This window comes from Paenibacillus woosongensis (assembly GCF_009725165.1).
Lineage (GTDB): Bacteria > Bacillota > Bacilli > Paenibacillales > Paenibacillaceae > Fontibacillus > Fontibacillus woosongensis.
In genome coordinates, this window is record NZ_WNZW01000001.1 from 1,087,089 (window position 1) to 1,110,949 (window position 23,861).

A 23,861-nucleotide genomic window follows, 5' to 3' on the forward strand; every position below is an offset into this window, starting at 1 on the left:
TAGAATTTTTTAGGCAAGGTGTGGAATTGAACGATGAATACGCGTCAACAGGAAATATTGCGAATGCTGTTAAGCGATGCTGGCCGGTATTTTATAGTGCGTGACTTGGCGATGAATTTAAGCTGTTCGGAGAAAACGATTCGAAATGATTTCGATGCCATTGACGTCTACCTGGCTCAACACAGTAGTGCCAGACTGCTGCGCAAGCCAGGGATCGGCGTGAAGCTCGACATTGAAGAACAAGAGCGGACCAGGCTGTTCCACCAATTATTCCGCTCTGTTCAGGATAGCGGGTATGAACGGGACGATAACCGGATTGCCGCGCTCGCCTACGAGCTTCTCATGAATACCAAGCCTACAACGCTTCAGGAATTGGCAGATAAATATTACGTCAATCGTACCGTCATTAAAAAGGATTTGGATTCGCTGCATCCGTGGCTGGGCAAAAGAAAGCTTGCCGTCGTCTCCAAACAGAAAGTCGGAATTACAATCGAGGGTGCCGAAAAAGACAAACGGGCCGCCCTCTCTAAGGTGACCCAATTAATCGGGACTACGACCAACCACTTCATCAAAAAGCAGTTTGAAGCCTATGAAGTGGATATCGTAACCAGGGAGTTGAAGCGGCTGGAGGAGGATCAATCGTTTCATTTTACGGATGAAGCCTTTGATAATTTGCTCGTCCATACCCTCCTCATGATAAGACGTACGAAGCTGAATCAGCCGATTTCCTTTTCCAAGCAGGAACAGGCCTTTATTCGCAATAAAAGAGAGTACCAGTGGACGCTCGCCTTTACTCAACAGTTGGAGCGCTCCTTCTCGGTTCATTTCTCTGCGGATGAGCTCGTTTATTTAACGGCGCATTTATTAGGCGCAAAAATCCGTTCGCACAGCCGGATAGAGACAGCCGATCTGCCCGAACAACCGCTGAAAATTACCGCAGAAGTGACCGAAATTCTGGAATCGCTATTGCGGAAAATGTCCAGCCTGACATTTATTGATTTTGGACAGGATACCGCACTCAAGGAAGGACTTGGCATCCACTTAAGTTCAACGATCCATCGCTTGAGCTACGGGCTGAGTGTAACGAACCCCCTGCTGCACGATATTAAGAAAATGTATCCCTATATGTTCAGCATGGTAATTTATGCCGCCAACGAGCTGAACCGCAAGTTCAATTTTGCGATTCCGGAAGATGAGGCCGCTTATCTTACCCTGCATTTTCAGGCAGCCATCGAACGGTTAAACAAACAGACGAAGCTCATCAGGAATATCGTCACCGTATGCCACATGGGGATAGGCATCTCGGAAATTCTGCGCTCGAAGCTGGAGCGCAAATTTAGCGCCATCCAAGTACTCGACTCCGTTCGAAGGGCGGACCTGAAGGCATACCTGGATCGTCATCCGGTGGATTTTATCGTAACGACTATTCCGCTGGACGGCATTGATGTTCCTCATGTCGAGGTATCTCCTCTGCTGGAGGCTGCGGACATAAAGAAAATCGCCAGTTTTCTTGAACAGTTGGAGGAGCGTTCGCCGGATGCCTCGGCTTCTTTTTTGCAAATGCACACGAAGCCATCTCTGATCCTCACCCAGGTCGAAGTGTCCCATCGTTTCGAAATTATCGAGCAAATGGCCAACCTCCTGTATGCCAGAGGCTATGTAGAGCAAGACTATGCTCATCAAGCACTCCTGAGGGAAAGAGCCTCCTCGACGGCCATCGGCGGCGGAATTGCTATCCCGCACGGCGATCCCAAGCTGGTGAAGCAATCGCAAATTGCCATTGCTACCTTAAAGGAACCGCTGGATTGGGAACAGGACAAGGTCTCTATCGTATTCATGCTGGCGCTGCGGAGTCAGGAGCAGGAGAATACGAAGAAGCTGTTCCACCGACTTTCGCTGCTTAGCGAGCAGCCCTCCCTGGTGGAGAAGCTGATCCGGGCCGAACAGCCCGAGGAGATCTTTTCACTCCTATAAAACGTATTTTGCCGGAAGCTGCGGTAAAAATAATAACTTTTTCCCCTGTTTTATTAGGTTAATATCTAGATGTAAACGATTTAAACAAAGGGGAGGTTCTCCAAATGAAATTTTTAGCCATTACCTCATGCCCTAACGGCATTGCGCATACTTACATGGCTGCTGAAAATTTGCAGAAGGCGGCCGACAAGCTAGGAGTCGGCATGAAAGTGGAAACCCAAGGCTCTATCGGCGTAGAGAATGAGTTTTCGGAAGAGGACATTGCCCAAGCGGATGGCATTATTATTGCCGCTGACAAGCATGTAGACAAGAGCCGCTTTGTCGGCAAAAAACTATTGGTCGCTGGGGTCCAGGATGGGATTCGGAATCCGGAGGCTTTGATCGAAAAACTCGTTCGCGGTGATGTACCTGTCTATCAGGCCCGTCCGGGGCAAGAGCCGTCCGGCGGCAGCGGCAGGCAGCAGGCAGCCAAGCAAAACCAAATTTACCGCCATCTGATGAGCGGTGTATCCTACATGGTACCGTTTATCGTCGTAGGCGGGCTGCTGATTGCGATTGCCCTGTCCATAGGCGGAGAACCGACGCCAGGCGGACTGCAAATTCCGGAAGGCTCCTTCTGGAAAATCGTCGAAAGTCTGGGCGGGGCTGCTTTTACCTTTATGGTGCCGATCCTGGCCGGGTTTATCGCCTTTAGTATCGCTGACCGGCCTGGCCTAGCTCCAGGGATGATCGGCGGCTTCATCGCCGCGAACGGCAGCTTCTACGGCAGTGAGGCAGGCGCCGGATTTATCGGCGGAATTATCGCCGGCTTCCTGGCAGGTTATGTGGCGCTGTGGATCAAGAAATGGAAGGTGCCCAAAGCGCTTGCTCCTATCATGCCGATTATCATCATCCCGGTATTGGCTTCGCTGATCGTCGGTCTCGCTTTTATTCTTCTTCTTGGCGGACCAATTGCGAAATTTTTTGAATTCCTGACCTCCTGGCTGGCCAGCATGCAGGGAACCAGTTCAATCCTGTTGGCCTTAATTCTCGGAGCGATGATTTCCTTTGATATGGGCGGCCCAGTGAACAAGGTTGCTTTCTTGTTTGGCTCGGCGATGATCGGGGAAGGCAACTATGAAATTATGGGACCGATTGCCGTTGCAATCTGTATTCCGCCGATCGGGCTCGGACTTGCGACGTTCCTGTTCAAACGGAAGTTCCATGATGCGGAGCGGGAGTCCGGCAAGGCATCGTTCACCATGGGATTGTTCGGCATCACGGAAGGTGCGATTCCCTTCGCCTCCCAAGATCCGTTGCGCGTCATTCCCAGCATCATGATCGGCTCCATGACCGGATCGGTCATCGCCATGCTCGGCCAGGTTGGCGACCGGGTAGCACACGGCGGCCCTATCGTTGCCGTACTGGGCGCAGTCGATAACGTAGTTATGTTCTTTATCGCTGTCATTATCGGCTCATTCGTGACGGCATTGATGATTAAGCTGCTGAAGAAAGATGTTGTTCAGCCTCAATTTGCTGCAGCTAATGGAGCAATCGCAGAGGGCAGGGCTACTAGCGGTAAAACCAACGCTAAGGCTGATTCTGAAATTTCCCCAGCGAATGAAGCTGTTGCTGCGCCTGCTGCAGAACCTGCAGCCAAGTCTTCGGCGGCAGAGCAACATAAGCCTATTAGTAAATTGACGGATATTATTAGTTTGGATCTTATCGAAACCGAATTGACGGCCACGTCCCGTGACGGTGTCATTGATGAGATGATCGGGATGCTGCAGGCGGATGGAGCGATCAGCTCGGCTTCCGAGTTCAAACAAGCGATACTAAACCGTGAGCAGGAAAGCTCCACCGGTATCGGCATGAACATCGCCGTACCGCACGGCAAATCAAGCGCAGTCCTGGTGCCGCGTGTCGTATTCGGAATCAAGCAGGACGGCGTCGATTGGAACAGCGTAGACGGTACCGCAGCCAAATTAATCTTTATGATTGCGGTCCCTGCCGAGAACAGAGGCAATGAACATCTCAAAATACTGCAAATGCTCTCCCGCAAACTGATGGACGATAACTTCCGGGATCAGCTATTACAGGTTCAAACGAAACAGGAAGCCTATGCGCTTCTGGATGAAATCAGGTAATTTCAAGCAGCAAGCCCCTTAACAAGATCAACGATCTGTTAAGGGGCTTTTTTCAAACGCCTTATTTCTACTATTTAACTTGTAGTAACACTGCCCGTTACCGGTTCCTCTGTCTCTGACGGGAGGATATCGCCAGATTCCTCAGGGGTCGTTGTAATGTATACGGTCAACGTCGCACTGTCCCATTTTACCGTGGCGCCCAGCGATTCGCCGATGAAGCGGATTGGCACCATCGTGTGAGAACCGACAAGCTGCCCGGGCGCATCCAGGTTGATGACCTGTCCATTCTTCTTTGCGGCCTTATTGCCCAATGTCAGCTCAATGCTCGTATCGTCTTTGGTTGCGGCTACCGACTGCGTTTTGGCATCCCACTTCAAGGTAGCGCCCAGACGTTCGAAGATAGCTCTCATGGGCACGAGCGTACTGCCGTTTTTCATGACCGGCGGCTGTTCAAACACCATGATTTCGCCATCGATGATCACTCTTATTTTATCGAAGCTGATTTGCAGCTTGTCCGGTGTAATGCCTTTCCCGAAATTGCGCTCCCGGATGGACGAAATTTGCGACAAGCTCGCAGCCCGCTGAAGCTGCAATTTCTCTACGCTGTTATTACGAAGCGCGATAATGGACGATTCCGTCTCGGCTTTCAGCCGGTTCATATCGTTCACTGCTTCATCCCGGGCAGCCTGAAGATCCTTTCTTGCATTGGCAAAAATCGTAGCCATTTGCTCTCTCGCCGTAGTCAGGCTAATGCCGCCCTGCGCATACCTCCACATCGTACTGGAGGAATAGGACGGATTGCTCTCATTATCCAGCCTCCACATCAGGCTGCTGCTATAGTTCGGATTCATCGTATTGGCATATTTCCACATGATGCTTGAGGAATAGGACGGATTAACATTATTGCTGTATTTCCACATCAGACTGCTGGAATAGTTAGGGTTAATCTCATTGTTGAATTTCCAATGGATGCTCGAGGAATAGCTCTTAGTGCTCTCCTTGCTGTACTTCCATAACGGGCCGGAGGAATAATTCGGATTAATCGCCCGGTCATATTCCTGCAATTTGCTCCGATAGCTCGATTGTTTGCCGTAAGCCGCCTGCAGCTGTTTATAATCCTCTCTGAGCAGCTCCGTCAAATAAGCCAGATCCTCGTCCAGCAGCTTCTCCAGTGTTGCCTGATCCTCTCTGGACTTCTGCAGAAATTGCTCGTAATCTTCCCGAATCCGTTTCAAATCCGAGTCATACTGGCCCCGGAATTCGTCGCGGATTGCTTGATACTGCTGCGCCATTTCTTGAATGAACGCATCGTCCGCCTTCGCGGCCTGCGCGTTGCCGCCAGTAGCGCCAAACAATCCCCCAAGCATCGCCAGGACAGCGACAAGTATGTAATATTTACGTTTGATAACTTTCATGACCCTTCTCCTTTACTAATGATCTTGTCGGTTAAGAGAGTTTCGCCAGCTTAGCTGAAAAACCTCTAACTTTGTCGAAAATCAGAACTTTAAGACTGTGCACAGCCCATAATCAAAACTTTTGTCCAGGGAATTAATCCCTATAGCCGTTGAACCGCCAATTACTAAAGTCATATTATGAGAAAACCAAAAACTAGGAACAGGTTCTCTCAAGAAACACATCAAAAATACAAAGGCGGATACCTATGCATCCGCCTTCCAACTCTTTTGTAGACTTATAGTCAAACTCTTCTTACCTTCTTGGAAGTATTCCTACTGCTCTAGCAGCAGCTGCGCTTTTTTCCGCAAACGCAACTGGATTATCAATGGACTCCCAGTGTATATATTTAAATGGGACATTCTGGAAAAGCCAGTGGTTATGAATTGCAGTGACTTTAATACCTCGCTTACGTAATTCTGAGACAAATGGATTGATTTCTCTTTCTAATATCACTGTTTCCCCTAAGTTTAGAGTGCGTCCGCGGGAGTCGCGAGATTCTACTGATAACGCAAACGGCAATGTCAAAGGAGATCTACTGCGTCTGCCAAGAATCTTAAGTTTTAATTTCCGTAAAGTTTGAACAAGGCAAACCGGTTTACTCGTTATTACCTGTCCGCCAATAATTCTAGCCAACCGCTCACATAACTCTCTGCTAGCCATATTTCAAACCTCCCATAATTAATTTAATGAACAATATAAACTATGTTTAACAAATTAATTTTGACAGGAGCGTTTGATAGAGGAGAAATGCATATTTTTCATTCTTTGTATGGTCGCCGCGCTCCTAGCAGAAAGGAAAGATCCGATCCTGAAATAATGAGCTTAAGCCCCAGCCCGGGGATGATGGGGAATTCAGGTCAAAACCAAAATTAGCGCTTGGCCCGATGGTAGATGCGGGTACGTAAAAGTGGGTGGAAATTCTAACGGTTGTGAGCGACGCTATTTGGGCAAAATGGGGCCCACCCAAATGTAACGGTTACCAGCGGGTCTATTTCCACTTTTTTCGTAGACAGAGGGGCTGTTTCGTCCAAATAAGCGCGCATACGGCCGTTAGAAAAGAAACCTCCGTTTTGGGGGATGATTAACCGCTATAACAACTGTTAGCGCAGCATTGCAGCATTGTTCCAAACAGGTCGCTCATTCGAGGCTAACATGCTGGTCAAGCAACGGTTTCTAGGTTTGGGGGTAAAGATCATTTCAAAGCGTCCGGGACACTAATGTTAGCCTCTAAGCTAAGTATTCCATACCGCTTATATTCATAATTTCATGTGATGGTAGGATGTTCCCCGGAACAGGGGGGGGCAATCATCGGTTGTATTACCGAACGCTTGAATGCCGGGTTTCTCGTCGTACGACAAATACATGTCAGACAGCGGCTGTAACTCCACGTTCTCCAACATGTATTCGAGCTGTTGATATAGACACAACGGACTTTTGCATGTAATTCTATTAGTTTTAGTTGCTGCGTGCATTATGAAGACTTGCTCAGAAACATCGAATATGCAGAACTTGCTAGACTTAACCATCGGACTCTGCAAACAGCTCCTTCTTCCGCCAGCGGCCGAAGCGATAATACGCATAGGAGAATGCGCTGCTAATGACGAAGCTTGTGGCAATACCAGCGGCGATCCCCTTTTCGCCCAGCAGCCCCGCAAACCAGTAGGTCAGCGGATATCTTAAAATCCAGAAGGAGATGATGTTCAGCACAAGCACCTGCATCATCGTTCCTGAAGCGCGAACCACCCCATTAAATATGAAGTTCAGGCCTAGAAACGGATAGAAAAAAGCAATCATCTGTACGTAGGAAACCCCAAACGCTACAGCTTCTCTCTCGGAAATAAACATCGCTATTCCCGGTTCCGCCAAGATATAAATGATCAGCGAGATCAGCAGCATAATAGCCAAATTCAACAAAGTGGCGTACTTTGCGATTTGGCGCACGCGCCGCCACTGTTTGGCCGCGATATTTTGCCCCGCCATGCTCGTCACAGCGACACCAAGCGCTTGGGCTGGAAGCATTATGAGGCTGTCAAGACGCTGGGCCGCGCCAAACCCGGCCACCGTATTATTTCCGAATGAAGCGACGACGCTCATGATCGCTGCCGAGCCCGCAGAAATAACCATCATTTGCAGGCCTGATGGGACGCCTTGTTTTAATATCAGCCAGATTTCCGCTTTCCTCGGCCATTTCGGTATAGAGAACGGGATGAATTTACGGCGAATGCTGAGCACAAGCCCATAGAAGAAAGCAGCTCCCTGAGCCGCAACTGTCGCATAGGCAGCCCCCTCGATCCCGCCATGAAACACGACGATAAACAGCGGATCGAGCACAGCATTCAGGACGACCGCAATCGCAACGAACCGCAGCGGCGTCTTGCTGTTGCCAAGCGCCCGATAGACGGTACCGATAAAGTTATAGCCGAATAAGAAGAGAATGCCCAGAAAATTAATTCGCAAGTAACTTGCAGCCAGCGAAATCATTTCATCAGGCGTGCCCAGCAGAAACAGAACTTCTTCGGCCAACACATAGCCAACAATGCCAAGCGCCATCGCGATCAAACCTAAAATGACGGAAAAAGCATTCACATAGCTTCTTAAACGCTCTTCATCCTGTCTGCCCTTGATTTGCGATAGTATGGTGAGCGCAGCGTTATTGATGCCTATAATGAAGGATAGGATCGAAAACAGCACCGTGCTGGAGATTGCCACTGCACCTAGCGCATTCGTACCCAGCAAATTGCCGACCCATAAGCTGTCGATAAATTGATAAGACACCTGCAGCAAATTCGTGAGCAGCAGCGGTGCCGAGAAGACAACAAGCTGTTTCCCGATATTGCCTTTCGTGAAATCATGCTGCTTCATATGGTAAACTCCCTCCCCTATCCCATATCATAGCAGATCTTCGGGGCATTACCCCTTCAGACCATGAAACGAATGGGATTGTCCTAACCGGAATTCACAAGTTTCCGAATAGAAAAGCGGCCGGGAGCATCCCAGCCGCTTTGTATCAACTTGTTGTAAATATCGTCTATTGATATAAGGCCATGTTCATTCATCATAATATGATCCTGATGTTCAATTCACCAAAAACGAACAGCCCTGCTCCTATTGTATCAAATCCTTGCCTCACATGTGCTAGAAACAAAAAAATGTGTTAATCGCTGTTTGTTTTTGTTTATTATTTTTCTAATATGTGTTATATTTAGAGTGTTTAAAAACAATATATCCCATTATATATAGAAGAAACGTGAGCGTGTTAATATGCTGAGAGAAGAACGATTAAGAGAAATTGAGGATATGCTGAAAAGCAATGGAATGGTCGAGGTCGCTAAGCTTTCCCGCCTGTTCAATGTCACTGAAATGACAATTCGCCGCGATCTGGATGACCTAGTACAGCGAAAAATCGCCGTTCGTTCCCATGGCGGGGCCATGCTTCCCCCGGACAACGTGTTATCGGAACGCTCCTATGAAATGCGAATCATGGTGAATCGGGAGGAGAAAGAGGCTATCGCCAGGGAGGCACTGGCATTAATTAACGAGGGAGATCGCGTCTTTTTTGACTCCAGCACCACGGTCTACTGTCTGGCGCAGCTGATCTCCAATACGCAAAATTTACTGGTCGTTACCGATACTCTCTCGACCGCCAACGAACTGATGTCCCGATCCCGGGTGAAGGTTATTTGTCTTGGCGGCGAGCTGCAGAAGGAGACCGGCTCATGCGCCGGGCCATTTGCGGAGCAGATGATCGAGTGTATGAACTTCAATACCGCTTTTATCGGGCTGCCGCGAATTTCCATGAACGGGGTTCTGTCCACATCCAGCATTAGCGGGCTTCGGATCAAGCAGGCGGCCATTCAGCGCTCCAAGAAGGTCGTCATCCTGATCGACAGCAGCAAGCTCGGCGACCCTGAGTTTTTGGAGGTCGGTCACTTGTCCGAGGTAGACACGGTAATTACCGATTCCAACATTGATCCAGGCTTCGTCACCTACTGCAAGAGCATCAACGTAAACGTGATCATTGCCAAGGTTAACGATTAAGGGGCAGAGTGTTAGGCTGACCTTACCAAGAGGGATTGAATGGAATGGAATGGGGTGAGGTTAGATGAGGCTAGGAGTCGTCCATCAGCCAAGATTACGGCTTATGAAGAGTTTGAGAATTAGGGGATCGTCGGGGAATTGTCTTTACATTTCCTCTTCGGCTCCTCTTTTTTGTTCTGTCTCCTTCTCCCCAATTGCTCAAGACTCCTCCTTTATCGTGTTCAGCGTTCCTATAAGCCATCTCCTTGCGTGAGTAACCCCAGGCATGGAATGGAGGGCCATTGTCTGTTAATGCGGAATGTATTTTATACAGCTAGTTAAGCTGTTTTATAAAATAACCATGCGCTAAATGCAAAACATGCCGTTAGTTTGCCTGAATGGAGCGAATTCGTCGAAAAAGCCTAAAACTAAATGCAGGTTTTGCAGTTAGTTCCCTCTAACACGGCCAAAACCGCAGAACTAACTGCATGAATTACACCTAGTTACCTGATCCTGAACCATCCAGGTACAATCATAAATCCGTAGTTTAATTTAATTGGAAGGAAAGGGTCCAGTTCAAGGAAGGCCCATAAGGATAATGCAGCATTCCAGCTGTAAAACCACAATTCAATAGTGAACTCATGCAAAAGTGCATCAATTTTTTTCGCTGTGCCGCATTGATTCCTTTACCCGGAATATTCCGTATTATTGCACTAACAAGGATTATTGGACAAGATCTTATGTAGAAAATCATGAATTATATTGAATGTATCATGACGCCAACCACTGATCAGCAAAAAAAATAGCAGCCAGAGATCTTAATCTCCAGCTGCTATCTTCTACTTGTTGTCTATTCCTTTAAAGCTAAAGAGATCTTCGAATCTGGTCGGCGGCATCTTTCAAGGCATTCTCCACCGTCTCCTGTCCGTAATAAGCCTTCTGCACGGCTTCGGCCCAAATATCCAGGAATCGGGTAATTTCTGGATGCGCCGGCAGACGGAGTCCGGCTACTTTGGACATCTCCTGCACAATGGACAGGTATTGCCCCTCTTTCTCGCCCCAGCTCTGCACCATGGCAGCCACCTCAGGATCTTCCCACGCCGAGGCGCGTACCGGATTCATGTTGCCCGCAAGATGCGTCTTGATCATAACCTCGCGGGAGGTCGTCCATTGCAGGAACTTCCATGCGGCATCCTTATGCTTGGAAGCCGAGTTCATCCCCAGCGACCATACCCAGATCGAGGCGCTGCGCGATCCATCCGGTCCTTCCGGTGTTAAAGCATAGCCCACATCATCGGAAACCTGCGATTGGTCCTTGTTCTCATAAGTAGAGGCAAAACCGTCAGCCTCATTCAACGAAAACAAATATTGACCGGAAGCGAAACCCTGCAGCGCTTCATACCAGGTGAACAAACCGGCGCCTTCCGGAGAACCTTGCTTGATCATATCGACGAACAGCTTCGTAGCTTCAATACTTTCAGGCGAATCAATAACCACCTCACCGTTGTCGTCGATCAGATGCACGCCATAGGTTTGCAGCATCGTGCCCAGCGTCAGGTACGTCAGATCCCAATACTTATCGAACCGGGTGACGATCGGATAAATTTTCTGGCCATTCTCATCCGTCATATTGAGCTTGGAAAGCTCCGTCACCATTTTGCCGAGATCCTCGTAAGTTTTCGGTACTTCCAGATTGTATTTCTTCAAAATGCTTGGACGGTAAGCTAAATTATAGCTTTCATAGTTGATCGGCAGCGCGTACAGCTTGCCTTCTCCTACGCCTTTGAGGGGTTCTCCCGTCCAGCGGCCCGAATTGACGATCCCCGGCACAAAATCGTTGAAATCCCAGGAATCTGGCGTCTTGGACTTATCGGCAATATAGTCGTCCAACGGCTCGACCCACCCACCGGAAATATACTGCCAGTTGTTGATCGGCGAAGTCATGAAGACATCGTAGATTCCAGTATTGGAAGAGAGATCTGCCAGCAATTTTTCAAAAGCCGGGCCTTCTGCCAGCACCTCATACTTCACCTTAATCCCCGTTTCCTTCTCAAATTCAGGAATGAGCGGTTTAAGTGCATCTACAAAAGTATGGGAGACAAGAAGCAAGTTGATTTCTTCTCCCTGTGTTGTTCCTCCTCCATTTCCCCCACTGGACACCTGATTGCCCGGAGCTTTCTGTCCGCACCCTACAAGGGAAAATAATATAAGTATTGCAATAGCTAGAAGACTAATCTGCTTTTTCATTTTTGCTACACCTCTTTCCACAATTGGTTCACAGCCTGCAGTTTATATTCGTAAAACCCAGCACCTCTGGTTCCGCCGCAAAATCTGTCCTACAGCGTTTCACGAAGCTCGCGAACGCGATCCATAAACTCCTTCAGCTTGGCGACATTCGTCTTGCCGCTCATTAAATTCGGATCCTTGACGGATACGCCGAGAATCGCACCGTCGGCCACCTTCAGCAGTTCTTGGCAGTTGCCTGCGTCTATGCCGCTACCCACAAGTACTGGCAAATCTGAGCCTTTCTTCACGGCAAGCACTTCTTCGACCTTCGTCGGGTCGCCAGTGCGGAAGCCGGTAGCGATCAAGGAGGATGCGCCGAAGAATGCCGCATCGCGGGCAAGCTCTTCAATCGGCCGATCCGCCACGATGGCATGGCTGCCATGCTTGACGTGAACGTCCGCAAACACGTGAATATCCTCAGCTTCCAGCATCGATCTATAGCGCAGCGCTACGCCCGAAGCCCCTTCAACAAAGCCTTCGTTGGCAATATAAGCGTTCGCCCATTGGTTGACCCGAACGAACTGTCCGCCAAAAGCCTTCGTAGCCGCAATGGATTGAATCGCCGCATTAGCCACGATATTTACGCCCATTGGCAAATTCGTCTCTTTGCGGATCCGCTCGCCGATAATGGCGATGCAGGCTGCCGTCTCCGGACCCATATATTCCGACTTAACGAAAGGAATATCGCCGGCGTTCTCGATCATCAGTCCGTCGACGCCCCCCTCAATGAGTCGCATCGCCTCCTCTACGCAATAATCGTAAATATCCGGCAGATTGTATTTTTTGAACTCCGGAGAGCCTGGAAGCGGGAGCGAGTGCACCATGCCGATAATCGGTTTTTTTACGGGAAAGAGTTCTTGAAGTATGTTCATTGTCAGTTCTCCATTCTGCCTGTCTTGGCTTTTTATTGTGTGTTATTCCTTGATTCCCCAGATGCGCATCGCATTTGTACGGAACACCTGCTCCAGCTGCTGCTCAGTGAGACCGATTTCTCGCAGCTTGAGCTGTTCTACAGCGGCGGACTGGTAAGGAGCATCCGAGCCGTACATTAATTTCTCGCTGGATACTTGCTCGATGAAGATTTTAATGTCAAATGGAAAGGCCTGTGACATGTCCACATAGATATTCGGGTAATCCTGGGCCGCGATAATCGCCTCCCATAAATACAGATGCATTCCGGCGTGGGCGAGCACAACGTTGACCTTCGGATAATTTTTGGCGGCAATGGCCTGCAGCGAAGGGAGATCTCTCGGCGCATCGCCGGAGTGGAACAGTACCGTCAATCCGTACTCCTCCGCCTTTTCCATCAAAGGCCCCATCACCTTCATATCGTTTGGCCGATAGAAATCATACCCGGCAACAAGCTTAAGGCCTTTGCAGTTCCATTCCTTCACATACTTGTCGATCAGCGCACAGGTGTGCTCCTTGCCGAACGTCGGGTTAATGCGGGCTACGCCGACCAGGCGATCCGGATATTTCTTGACGGCCTCCCCGACCTGCATATTCGCTTTGTCATAGTCCACATCCCAAGGGGGAGACATGATCCGATCGTGCGGAAAAAGAACGCCATGCGAAGCGTTTTGCTCATCCAAATACCGAATAACTGTATCTGGCTGCCCCGTAATCATGTACGGTGTACATACGGAGCTTGCCACTTTCGCATCAGTACCATAGTGCATGTGAGCGTCGATTACTTTCATTTAGCACCCTCCTTTATGTGATTGGTTTTTAGCGGAATGAACCGCGTGGTTAGCGCTATAATTCATCCCCGAAATATTCACGGTAACGGACCCTCATTCTCCCCCAGTCGGGTACATTGCTCTGACAGCCCCAAGCCTCAATGATGAAGCTCGACACCGTTGCTCCAACCTGGGCGGCAATCCGGGGCTTGCAGCCCTTGATCAGCGCCGCGATCGCTCCTCCGGCAAAAGAATCGCCCGCACCTGTCGTGTCTACGACATGTTCTCTCCTCACAACTGGCACGATTTCCGTCTTGTCCGCTCTGATCACCTTGCAGCCGCGCATTCCCATCGTCATAAAGATCAGTTCCAGACCGTATTTTTCAAAAAGACTAAGTTCATTTCCGCCGATTTTGGCGATCAGCCTGCCATATTCGCTTTCGTTGATGAACATGACATCCGTGAGGGAGAGAAAGTCGTCCAGCAAATTCCCGGCGGTCTCGACCATGCCGTTGACATAGGTGCGGGCACCCGCCGCCCGTGCCTCACGCAGCGCGTCCAGCGTATAAGAAGAGAACTTCTCGCTGACTACGACATGCTCTGCCTTCGCAGCCAAGCCGTCCGGAATCCGTTCCTCCTCCTGATGCTCGGCAGCGCCCAGATAAGAGAAACAGAAGCCTTTGCCCTGATCGTCAAAGTACAAATAGTTGTGTCCGCTAGGCAAGTCCGGCTTAACCGTTAGTCCGCTCAGATCGACACCACCCTGCTCAAGATGAGCCCGATAACCAAAAGTGTCGAAATCATGGCCTACGATTGTAGCCAGGGAGGTCGATGTCCCTAAAGCCGCAGCCACATACGCGAGATTAATGCTGCAATCGCCGAAATACACCTGGCTAACTCCGCTGCCGCTTGTCTCGATGGTGATCGTCTCGCCTTCCTGCGGGTAATGGCTCATCTTGAACAGATGATCGAAGGGAGCCCAGCTGCCAACCGACAATAATTGAAATTTCTTCATTTGACCGCCCCCATCGTCAGTCCTTTTACAAGGAATCGTTGTGCAAATATTGCGATGATGATGCCCGGTATAGAGGAGATTACCGCCGAGGCTGCCATTTCTCCCCATTTAATCTGGTCGAAGGTCATCGCTTGCAAAATCCCCATCGTGACCGGCATCGTAGCGCCCCCGGACATGACCAGGCCAAATAGCAGGTTGTTCCAGCTGAAGACAAAAGAGATAATCATAGCGCTTCCAATTCCGGATTTCACAATCGGCAGCATGATGCGGAAGAAGATCACCCAATGATTGGCGCCATCCATGCTAGCGGCCTCCTCCATTTCCTTTGGCACCTCCCGGAAAAAGCCCCGCATGATCCAGATGATAAGCGGCAGCGTTATAAGCTGATGCACGAGAATCATTCCAGGAAATGTATCGTAGAAGCCAATTTTCTTGTAAATCGAGTAAAGGGGTAAAATAACTACAAGCTCCGGCGCGAAGCGATAGCTCATGAAGTTTCCGGCGATCCGGTCATTCGCCTTCGAGTTCTCCCGGCCCAGCACGTACGCCGCCGGCAGGCCTAGCACTAGGCCCAGTGCGACTGCGCTGAACGTTGTAATGCTGGAGTTGATCACGTAGCGAAGAAATTCTGGGATACCCTGCAGATCGCTAAAGCTGCCGCCGTTAAACAGGATTTGCCTATAATTGTCAAAGGTCGGAGTAAATAAAAATCTCGGCGGATAGGCTATAATGTCCTTAAAGTTCTTGAGAGACATCGTTAATATCCAGTAGAGCGGGAACAAGATGACGAATAGCAAAGCCAAGTACGCAGCATAACGCAAAGCCGTCTTGAGTAATTTATTGGGGGTATTGTTCACAGCGCGCCTCCTATTCGATTCCGCTCTTATTCCATTCACGCATCAAGAACGTACTGGCGATGTAAGCGAGAATCCAAAGTGTAAATAATATGCTCATGGCTTTGCCTATGCTGGACCAGCGGAATGCCTCTTCATAGGCCATAATATTCAGCGTCCGGCTGGCATTTAGCGGACCGCCGCGGGTCGTGGAGTAAATCAATTCAAACGCTTTTAGGGAATCGCAAACACGGAAGAGCAAAACGAGAAGAATGCTGGATTTCAGCCATCGGAGCTTGATGGCGAAGAATGTGCGAACCGGACTGGCCCCGTCGACCTGGGCCGCTTCCAGAATGTCCTGCGGAAGAGACTGCAGGCCGGACAACAGGATGATTGTTATAAACGGCAGGTATACCCAGGTATCGATCATAACAAGCGAGAACAAGGCGGTGTCCACGCTAGTCAGCCAGGGAAACGGACCTATGCCGAATTTCGACAGCAGGTAATTCAGAACCCCGGAGTTGGGCTGCATCATCGTCTTCCACATCAGGCTTGATACAATCGGCGGGATCAATAGAGGAAACACCAGCACCGAACGCATGAACCCTCTGATTCTGGACGGGATATCTAGCAGCAGGGCAGCTAGTATGGCTAAAGGGAGCTGCATGAGTATCGCCATAATGACGTAGGCAAGCGTGTTGCCAAGGCTCGTTAGGAAAACAGGATCTTTAAAGTTGTTAATATAATTGCTCAGGAAAATAAAATTAGAGTTTCCCGCATAAAGCTTCTTGTCTGTGAGTGAGGTCGCCACGCCAATCAGGAATGGGATCATGATCCCGATAAGCACGAGCACTGCCGGCATCAACATTAATCTCTTGATGAATTTCTCATTGTCCACAAAGTGATGCAGCGGATTCGGGGTTTTCACAAGCTTTCATATCCTCCTTTTAGTCACTTAAGTTCATTTTTGTTCTATATGTTAACTTTAAAATTAACACCACACCTTAAAAAGCACCCGAAAACAGTGTATTTCTCAGCAAGAGTTCACATATCGTTCAAACATCATTCGAATTTCTGTGTATTTTTTCATATATAACTTTGGAAAGCGTATTCATTTGTATGTTTTGATTATACTTCTATTTCGAATCATGTCAATATACTTTTTATTATTAGAACATAAAAATAAATAATCGAACATACCATGTCTGGAAATCACAGTAAAAACTTTGAATTCATGCGTATTCCTTGATTCCTTTTTTCTAACTTTCCCACAACAAAAAGGGCATCAGAAAATCCTGACGCCCTTTTCAACCAAACATTACCAATCATATAATTACATTTACTATCAATTTCTTACATTAAAGCATTGTTGAGCTTCATTATATCAATTTGTGCGCATACCACTTCTCTCCCTTGAATCGCCAAGCGAAGACGAATCCGCGAATTCCCCATTCCGCTACCATCGCCACCCATACGCCCATAATGCCGAAACCGAGCGTGATGCCAAGAATATAACCTAGGATGACGCGGAACAGCCACATGGATAGCAGGGACGAGACCGAGGTAAAATTGGAATCTCCTGCGGCACGCAAGGCGGCTGGCAGAACGAAACTTAGCGACCATAAAAACGGCTGCACGACAGCGATCAACAGAATCAGCCCGAAAATCGTTGGAATGATTTCCGCTGGCGGTGAGAACATCTGCACTATGAGCGGGAATAACGGCAGCAGTATTAGCGAAGCTAATACGAACAGTACCGTGGATAATCCCAGGAACGATTTAATGAATTTGCGCGCATCCTCGATATTCCGCTGGCCGATGCATTGGCCGACAACGGTAACGATTGCGATGCTCAGCGCGCTGCCGCCGATTTGAAAGACGAGCGAAATCGACCCGCTAATAGCATTTGCCGTCATCGCCAGGGTCCCCAGCTGTACGATAAAAGTCTGCGTCAACAGCTTGCCGCCATTGAAGAACATCTGCTCCGCCGCAAATGGAAGACCGATAAACATGATCTTCTTCTGGATCGAGAAGTCCAGCTTCAGCGTATTTTTCAACTGTACACGCAGGGTCTGATTATATTTTAACAAGTAAACCAACGAACTGATCATGCCCAGAATCCGGGCAAGCAGCAAAGATATAATAAGGCCGATCACGCCTAAATCCAGAACCGTAATCAATAGCACGTTTAAGCAAAGGAAAGTGATATTCATGATCAAAGACAGGCTCAAGCTGGCTTTCGTCTCCGCCACGCCTCTTAGCACGCCGTTAACCGCCTGGAATATCGCGATGAACGGATAGGATATACAGCTGCCGATAAGATACAATCTGGCGTTCTGGAAGACATCAGCATCCGCCTTGCCAAACAGCAAATTCAGCGTTGGCGTATGAAAGGCAATAATCAGGACACTGAGCAGCACAGAAATGACCGCCACGGCGGACAGGGCCTGCGTAGCCGCTTTGGACACCATTTGCTGGTTCCCGCTGCCTTTATACTGCGCGACGATGACCGTACCTCCAGTAGCTACAGCTACGAACACATTGATCAAGAAGATGTTGAGCGAGTCCACCATACTAACCGCACTGACGGCAGCTACTCCAGACGAGCTGATCATAGCCGTATTCAGCAGGCTCATCAAAACTATAAAGCCCTGATCAACAAAAATAGGAATAATTATCGCGATGATTTGCTTATAGTCCATCGATGTTCCGGTAAAAAAACGATTCAACACGGAAACAGCGCCATGTTGTATTCTCGGCCTTATACGATTCACCTGTGTCATCACTTCTTTGGCTGGATTGTGCAGCTTCCTCTATTGGAAATTAGCGCTGCTTCATACTATTATAGCACTCTTCTATGAGAAGGGATTGAAAGATCATCAGCAAAACAGGAATTCCCAAACGTTTGAAGAGAACACAACACTACAAACAGTGCATCTTGCTCTCCGCCTCATCCCACGGCACAGTGTACCCCTGGCCTTTGGCGCAAAATATTGACGAAGAAGTATATTCCGGGTCTGCATCCTTGTTGTAGCCGATCTTCGCAATGACCTCCTCCTCATTATGGCATCGGTCATAACCCGCAAATGCGAGGCTTAGCGTTCCCTTTCCTTGCGTAAAGGAAGCCAGCTCGCTGCCGTAATCCATGAAGGTAGCAACCGGTACGGTTCCCGTTAAAATAGCCTTGTCTCCTTCTGTATCCGGCGCATCATAATTGCCGTGAGCCTGTTGGATATCCGAGATAACACGGCCGAGCTGCTCCAGCTCTACTTTGATTTTAAATTGGTAATACGGCTCCAGCAGCACGTTTTTCGCCTTCTCCAGCCCTTGTCTTAACGCGCGGCAGGTCGCCTCCCTGAAATCGCCGCCAGATGTGTGTTTATTATGGGCTCTTCCTGTAAGCAATGTTACAACCACATCCGTCAGCGGCGAGCCGGTCAATAAGCCATGATGATCCCGTTCATACAAATGATGGCGCACGAGGTTCTGGTTGCCGACCGACAAATCATCGGCATGGCAGACATTCTCGAAGCGGATTCCACTGTTCAGCTCGCCCGGCTGTATGCGCAGATGAACCTCGGCATAATGCTTTAACGGTTCAAAATGACCATAACCAACTGTCTCCGTCTCGATCGTTTCCTTATACAAAATTTCCGGCTTATCGAAGGATACGTTGATGTTAAACCGCTCTTTGACCAGCTGCTCGAGCACTTCAAGCTGAATTCTTCCCATGACGTGAATATGAATTTCCTGCAGACTCTCCTCCCAAAGTACATTTAAGGAAGGATCCTCCGCATTCAAAATGTTGAAATACCGCAAAACCTCCTTCTTATTCACGGCTGGTTCAAGGATCACCTTCGACTTTAAGGTCGGCACCATGTCATAGACGGGTCTGTCCTTTAGCTCTCCCAATCCGTCGCCCACTGCGGCCATGGATAGGCCGGTAACGGCAAACAGCTCCCCTGCTCCGACCCGTTCCACGGCTTTAAACTCATGGCCATTGTACACGCGAATCTGGGTTACCTTCTCGCTTACAGGGCTATCCGCATTACCGTAATGAAGGGTATCCCTGACTTTTAACGTCCCGCTTAGCGCTTTAATGAACGTGATTCTCGTCCCCTGCTCGTCATGGCGAATCCGGTAGACACGGCCGGCAAACGCCTCCTCACTGGAATAATCGGTTACCGTCAACAGGTCCATCTTCTGCAGAAAGCTCTCGATCCCGACCCCCTGCAGGGCCGAGCCGCAAGCATAAGGATACACGGCATTGTCCCGCATCAGGCGACGCATTGCGGCAAGCCAGAACTCCCTGTCATAACCGCCATCCATATACCGCTCCAGGAGAGATTCGTCCCGCTCGGCCAAAAATTCTGCCAGCTCCTCGCTCATAGCGCCGTCTTCAGCTAAAGCATCCGTAATGTTGCAAACCTCCACGGCGAAGGTGCTCCTAATATCCCGCACCACCTGCTGAACATCCGCCCCTACCCGATCTATTTTATTGATAAAAAAGAAGCAAGGGACGCGGTGCTTGCGCAGAAGCTCCCAGACAATCTCCGTCTGCCCCTCGATTCCTTCAACGGCGCTGACAATAATTACTGCATAGTCCATCGCCTGGATCCCCCGCTCCATTTCGGGAGAGAAGTCGGCATGGCCCGGTGTATCGATGAGGAAATAGCGCGAGCCCCGGTAACTGAACATCCCTTGGTCCGAAAATACCGTAATTCCTCGCTGCCGTTCAATTTGATGACTGTCCAGAAAGGCGTCCTGGTGATCGACGCGGCCCCGCTGCTTAATACTCTTTGTATAATATAGAAGCTGCTCCGAGAATGTCGTTTTCCCGGCGTCGACATGCGCTAATATTCCAATCGTTTTGTTCATCATTAATCCTCTCTATTGAAGCCCTTCAAGAATAATATCAATTCTTCCACCGGCACAGTCCTGCTGATATAGTAGCCTTGTATATAGTCAACGCCAAGCTCTCTTAAAATGTTCATCTGCTCGAGAGTTTCTACCCCTTCCGCAACTACCTTCAGAGATAATATTTGCGAAATTTTGATAATGGCATGGACTATGGCTTTGTTCTCTTCACTTTCAGTCATATCCTTGATAAAGGATTTATCAATCTTAAGCTCCCCGATCGGGAAGCTCTTCATCAATGATAAGGAGGAGTAGCCTGTACCAAAATCATCTATAGATACGACCACTCCCAATTCAATCAATTCCCTCACTATTTTCATGCTGTAATTTATATCCGTCAACATCATACTCTCTGTAATCTCCAGACAAAGATCATGAGGGTCGCAGCCTGTCTCATCCAGCACTTGCCTTACCATATCTATGAAATCAGCATGACTCAGCTGACGTGCTGAAATATTGACGGATACTCTAAGTGAATCGCCCTCGTGACGTTTGTAAGAGCTGCTTAATTGGCAAGCTTCCCTCAGCACCCACTCTCCAATCGCAATAATTAGCCCGGTGCTTTCGGCGATAGGAATGAACACCTCTGGACTTACAAGCCCGAATAGGGGAGATTTCCAACGGAGCAGCGCCTCCACTCCGAAAATCTTATCCTTTTTCAATTCATATTGCGGCTGATAATATACGATAAGCTGTCCACGGTTTAGCGCTTTTCGCAGGTCATTCTCTATTTCCAGACGATGGCTGCTAGGTATTCTTGCTCCCTGGAACAAACAACTGACAGCTGCCGCCGGCCTCCTTGGCTTGATACATAGCCAGATCAGCATGCCTGCTAAGCGTTTCGGCGTCTGCCCCATGGTCAGGATATAGAGCGATCCCGATGCTGCCGGAAATATAATACTCTCGCTCTCCGTCAAAGAAAGGCTCCCTTAACCGCTCCAGCATTGTTTCCGCAATATCCAGGGCCTCTCCTGCATTCTGCACATGAGGTACTACGATTTCAAATTCATCCCCGCCGAGACGCCCTATCAAGTCATCTGGTTTCATATGGGAAGCTATCTGCTGTGCTACATACCTAAGCACCCGATCCCCCGCTTGATGGCCGTAGCTGTCGTTTATGAGCTTGAATCGATCCAAATCCAGAAGGAGAACCGCGAGCCTGCTGTTATTTGCCTTAGCTTCATCCAAGAGCATAGCATATCGTTGCTCGAAGGCTAACCGATTAGCCAGGCCCGTTAAAGGGTCGCAGTAGGCCAGTTGGCGAATGCGCTCTTCCGTTCTTTTTCTCTCCGTGATATCTTTGACAGAGCCGACTACGCGGTAGATTTTTCCCGAGCCGTCGAATTGAGCATTCCCGTTAACTTGCATCCATATAAAATGGCCTTTGTGATGGCGGCAGCGAAACTCTACCTCAAAGGTAGGCATTTGCTTGCTCAGATGTCGATCAAATTCAGCCCTTGCCTTCTGCAAATCATCGGGATGAATAATCTTTGTCACTGCGTCCAAGGTCATTGGAATCTCGTCTTTACCATAACCAAGCACATTGAAGATGCCCCCTTTACTGGTGACTTCGCCAAGTTCCACATCGAGCGTCCAAATTCCGTCATGCGTTAGACTTGAAATGATCTCCAACTGCTCGGAATAAGATTGGAGTTCGGAATGAATCGCTTCGCGCAGCAATGCTGAGGCAAAAAAGTTAGCCAGTTGAAACGTAGTATTGAAAGGCATGAGTTGAACAGGTACATCCCCCAGCCCGACCAGTGCCATACTCCCCAGAACCAGTTCCTCCTGCGCAATCGGAACCAATACCATCACATTCTCCTTCCCCAGGAAGGACTGATCCTCCCACACCTCCCGAGGAGGAAATTGGGATGGCGGGACATTCCCCATCGTTCTCTTGCCCTTATTCTCTTCTAGGTTAAATTGATACACGCGATAAGTATCTTTGAGTTTTGAATCGTCTAAGCCTACTACTCCTCTTCGAAGAGGGGTATGCAAAAGCCATTTCATCTCTTTAGTCTCATTATTCTTATAACTTTGCATAAGAACACCGAGATTAAAATTACGGGACATCATGTTGTTCAAGTATTGAATGGTATCCGCAGGATCCTCTATCGCCAATATATTTATTTCCGCATGGCAGCTGCAGCTATTTCGATAGACAGGCTTTGCCGAAAGCTGTGGCGGAATCTCCGGGGCTTGATCTGTAATGGCTTGCACCAGCAATTCCGTTGCTTGGTACCCTAATTCTTCGACCGGTATCCGGAAGGTCGTTAGAGAAGGATTAATCGAGCGGGCCATAGGCACATCGTCGATCCCGACAACCGCAATCTCTTGAGGCACCTTGATCCCCAGAGTTTTAAAGTGATTGATCAGTTCAATGGCGATGATATCATTTACTGCAATTACGGCTGAAAACGGAAGCCCCTGTTCTGCCATGGTCACCGCAGTATCGTAAGTATTCATTTGCATCAGGTCAAAAAAGCAATCGAGCTCTTCATCAAGACCATTCTTTTGAAGCGCTTCCATGAATCCGCTGTATCTTTCCTTGGCATCGAAAAAACGAGTATCTCCTATATAAGCGATTCGCGTATGTCCATGGCTTAACAAATGCTCAACAGCAAAATTCATGATTTCTTTATTGTTGATCGTCACCCTGTAGTCGACATCAACCAGCGTATTGATTCCAACGACCGGTTTGCCCAAATTTCGCAAATGCTGAACATAGGCATCATCGACAGCATCCATAATAACGATCCACCCATCCACGTAATCTGAAGCACAGCACTCCGAATAATACCGGGCGGACGTACCGATCACTAATACACACACACCAAGCTCCTTAGCTTTTCGTGAAATACTTGTTAATAGTTTCCCGAAATAGAAACCGTCCAGAACAGGAGTTAATACACCAATTATTTTCTGTGCCATTGTTCTCACCTGCTAGCGTTCAGTATGTGTATTCTCACGTGCTTATGCCTAATTATAGTATATATTTAGACAATGCTGTCGAAAGAATAATCATATATCTTGCCCCGAGGACGCGTCCTATGCTATGTTTACTGGAAAAATATTTTCGTGGAGGCAGGCGGGCATGAACAAAACGAATCCAATTTTGTTAGATATACCTGATTGTTTCGAAAGTGAGCGGTTGTTGATCCGGGCTCCCAAACCAGGAGACGGGGCGGCGTTAAACGAAGCCGTTGTGGAGAGCATCGAACAACTGCGTCCATGGATGCCTTGGGCTCAAGAGGTGCCCACCCCTGAGGACTCGGAGACGGTCATCCGGCGCGCCCACCTGAGCTTTATCGAACGGTCGGACCTGATGCTGCTTCTTATTCTCAAAGAGACAGGCCAACCGTATCGAGATCCGGTGCGATGCACGCAACACGCAAAGCGCGAATGTGGCAAAACGTCTGGGCTATACCCTGGAAGGGGTGCTGCGGAATGAGTCTTCTGCCACGGATGGCACTTTAAGCAGCACGATGATTTTCTACAAAATTCGCGGCGTCGAGTTTTAAGCCTGTCTGGCCTATTTGATAAAGCAGCACGCAAAAGG

Annotated in this window: 16 protein-coding genes and 1 pseudogene; 4 read left to right on the forward strand and 13 right to left on the reverse strand. The window is 48.8% G+C overall.

The features are described from left to right. Positions 1-33 precede the first annotated feature (33 nt). On the forward strand, positions 34-1,974 hold the full coding sequence (locus GNP95_RS05170) for a BglG family transcription antiterminator (RefSeq protein WP_155609771.1): 1,941 nt from the start codon (positions 34-36) through the stop codon (positions 1,972-1,974). A 104-nt stretch (positions 1,975-2,078) separates the two neighbouring features. Next, a complete protein-coding gene (locus GNP95_RS05175) occupies positions 2,079-4,100 on the forward strand; it encodes a PTS fructose transporter subunit IIABC (RefSeq protein WP_155609772.1) in 2,022 nt (673 codons plus the stop codon). 74 nt (positions 4,101-4,174) lie between these two features. Here GNP95_RS05175 and GNP95_RS05180 read toward each other — a convergent pair whose 3' ends face one another. From GNP95_RS05180 to GNP95_RS05190, 3 genes are all read right to left on the reverse strand, one after another. After that, entirely contained in the window at positions 4,175-5,515 is a 1,341-nt protein-coding gene (locus tag GNP95_RS05180; RefSeq protein ID WP_155609773.1) for a copper amine oxidase N-terminal domain-containing protein, read from the reverse strand. A 292-nt stretch (positions 5,516-5,807) separates the two neighbouring features. After that, positions 5,808-6,215 (reverse strand): DUF1259 domain-containing protein, encoded by a 408-nt coding sequence (locus GNP95_RS05185; protein ID WP_155609774.1) that lies wholly within the window; start codon positions 6,213-6,215, stop codon positions 5,808-5,810. An 858-nt stretch (positions 6,216-7,073) separates the two neighbouring features. Further along, positions 7,074-8,417 (reverse strand): MATE family efflux transporter, encoded by a 1,344-nt coding sequence (locus GNP95_RS05190; protein ID WP_155609775.1) that lies wholly within the window; start codon positions 8,415-8,417, stop codon positions 7,074-7,076. 399 nt (positions 8,418-8,816) lie between these two features. On the opposite strand from GNP95_RS05190, the gene GNP95_RS05195 reads away from it, so the two are divergent. Continuing rightward, positions 8,817-9,593, forward strand: a complete 777-nt coding sequence (locus GNP95_RS05195; protein WP_155609776.1) for a DeoR/GlpR family DNA-binding transcription regulator — start codon at positions 8,817-8,819, stop codon at positions 9,591-9,593. 843 nt (positions 9,594-10,436) lie between these two features. On the opposite strand, the gene GNP95_RS05200 is transcribed toward GNP95_RS05195, so the two are convergent. The 10 genes from GNP95_RS05200 to GNP95_RS05245 form a co-directional block, all read right to left on the reverse strand. Continuing rightward, positions 10,437-11,819 carry an ABC transporter substrate-binding protein gene (locus GNP95_RS05200; protein WP_155609777.1) on the reverse strand — a complete coding sequence of 461 codons (1,383 nt, stop codon included), beginning with the start codon at positions 11,817-11,819 and terminating at the stop codon, positions 10,437-10,439. 89 nt (positions 11,820-11,908) lie between these two features. Further along, entirely contained in the window at positions 11,909-12,730 is an 822-nt protein-coding gene (locus GNP95_RS05205) for a BtpA/SgcQ family protein (protein ID WP_155609778.1), read from the reverse strand. A 42-nt stretch (positions 12,731-12,772) separates the two neighbouring features. Beyond that, on the reverse strand, positions 12,773-13,558 hold the full coding sequence (locus tag GNP95_RS05210) for an amidohydrolase family protein (protein ID WP_155609779.1): 786 nt from the start codon (positions 13,556-13,558) through the stop codon (positions 12,773-12,775). 55 nt (positions 13,559-13,613) lie between these two features. Further along, positions 13,614-14,552 (reverse strand): carbohydrate kinase family protein, encoded by a 939-nt coding sequence (locus tag GNP95_RS05215; RefSeq protein ID WP_196427071.1) that lies wholly within the window; start codon positions 14,550-14,552, stop codon positions 13,614-13,616. Then, positions 14,549-15,409 (reverse strand): carbohydrate ABC transporter permease, encoded by an 861-nt coding sequence (locus tag GNP95_RS05220; RefSeq protein WP_155609781.1) that lies wholly within the window; start codon positions 15,407-15,409, stop codon positions 14,549-14,551. The genes GNP95_RS05215 and GNP95_RS05220 overlap by 4 nt, the downstream gene beginning before the upstream one ends. 10 nt (positions 15,410-15,419) lie before the next feature. After that, the gene (locus GNP95_RS26080; protein WP_155609782.1) at positions 15,420-16,313 is read right to left on the reverse strand and encodes a carbohydrate ABC transporter permease; all 894 of its coding nucleotides are present in this window, start codon (positions 16,311-16,313) and stop codon (positions 15,420-15,422) included. A gap of 451 nt (positions 16,314-16,764) precedes the next feature. Continuing rightward, a complete protein-coding gene (locus GNP95_RS05230; RefSeq protein ID WP_155609783.1) occupies positions 16,765-18,168 on the reverse strand; it encodes an MATE family efflux transporter in 1,404 nt (467 codons plus the stop codon). A gap of 139 nt (positions 18,169-18,307) precedes the next feature. Further along, entirely contained in the window at positions 18,308-20,263 is a 1,956-nt protein-coding gene (locus GNP95_RS05235; RefSeq protein WP_155609784.1) for a GTP-binding protein, read from the reverse strand. A gap of 2 nt (positions 20,264-20,265) precedes the next feature. Next, complete coding sequence (locus GNP95_RS05240) at positions 20,266-21,129, reverse strand: putative bifunctional diguanylate cyclase/phosphodiesterase (protein ID WP_230873663.1); 864 nt, start codon at positions 21,127-21,129, stop codon at positions 20,266-20,268. After that, positions 21,050-23,233, reverse strand: a complete 2,184-nt coding sequence (locus GNP95_RS05245) for a diguanylate cyclase domain-containing protein (RefSeq protein ID WP_155609786.1) — start codon at positions 23,231-23,233, stop codon at positions 21,050-21,052. Before GNP95_RS05245 ends, GNP95_RS05240 begins: the two co-directional genes overlap by 80 nt. Before the next feature lie 163 nt (positions 23,234-23,396). Here GNP95_RS05245 and GNP95_RS26690 point away from each other — a divergent pair. Further along, a pseudogene (locus GNP95_RS26690) lies at positions 23,397-23,823 on the forward strand (GNAT family N-acetyltransferase). Positions 23,824-23,861: the final 38 nt, after the last annotated feature.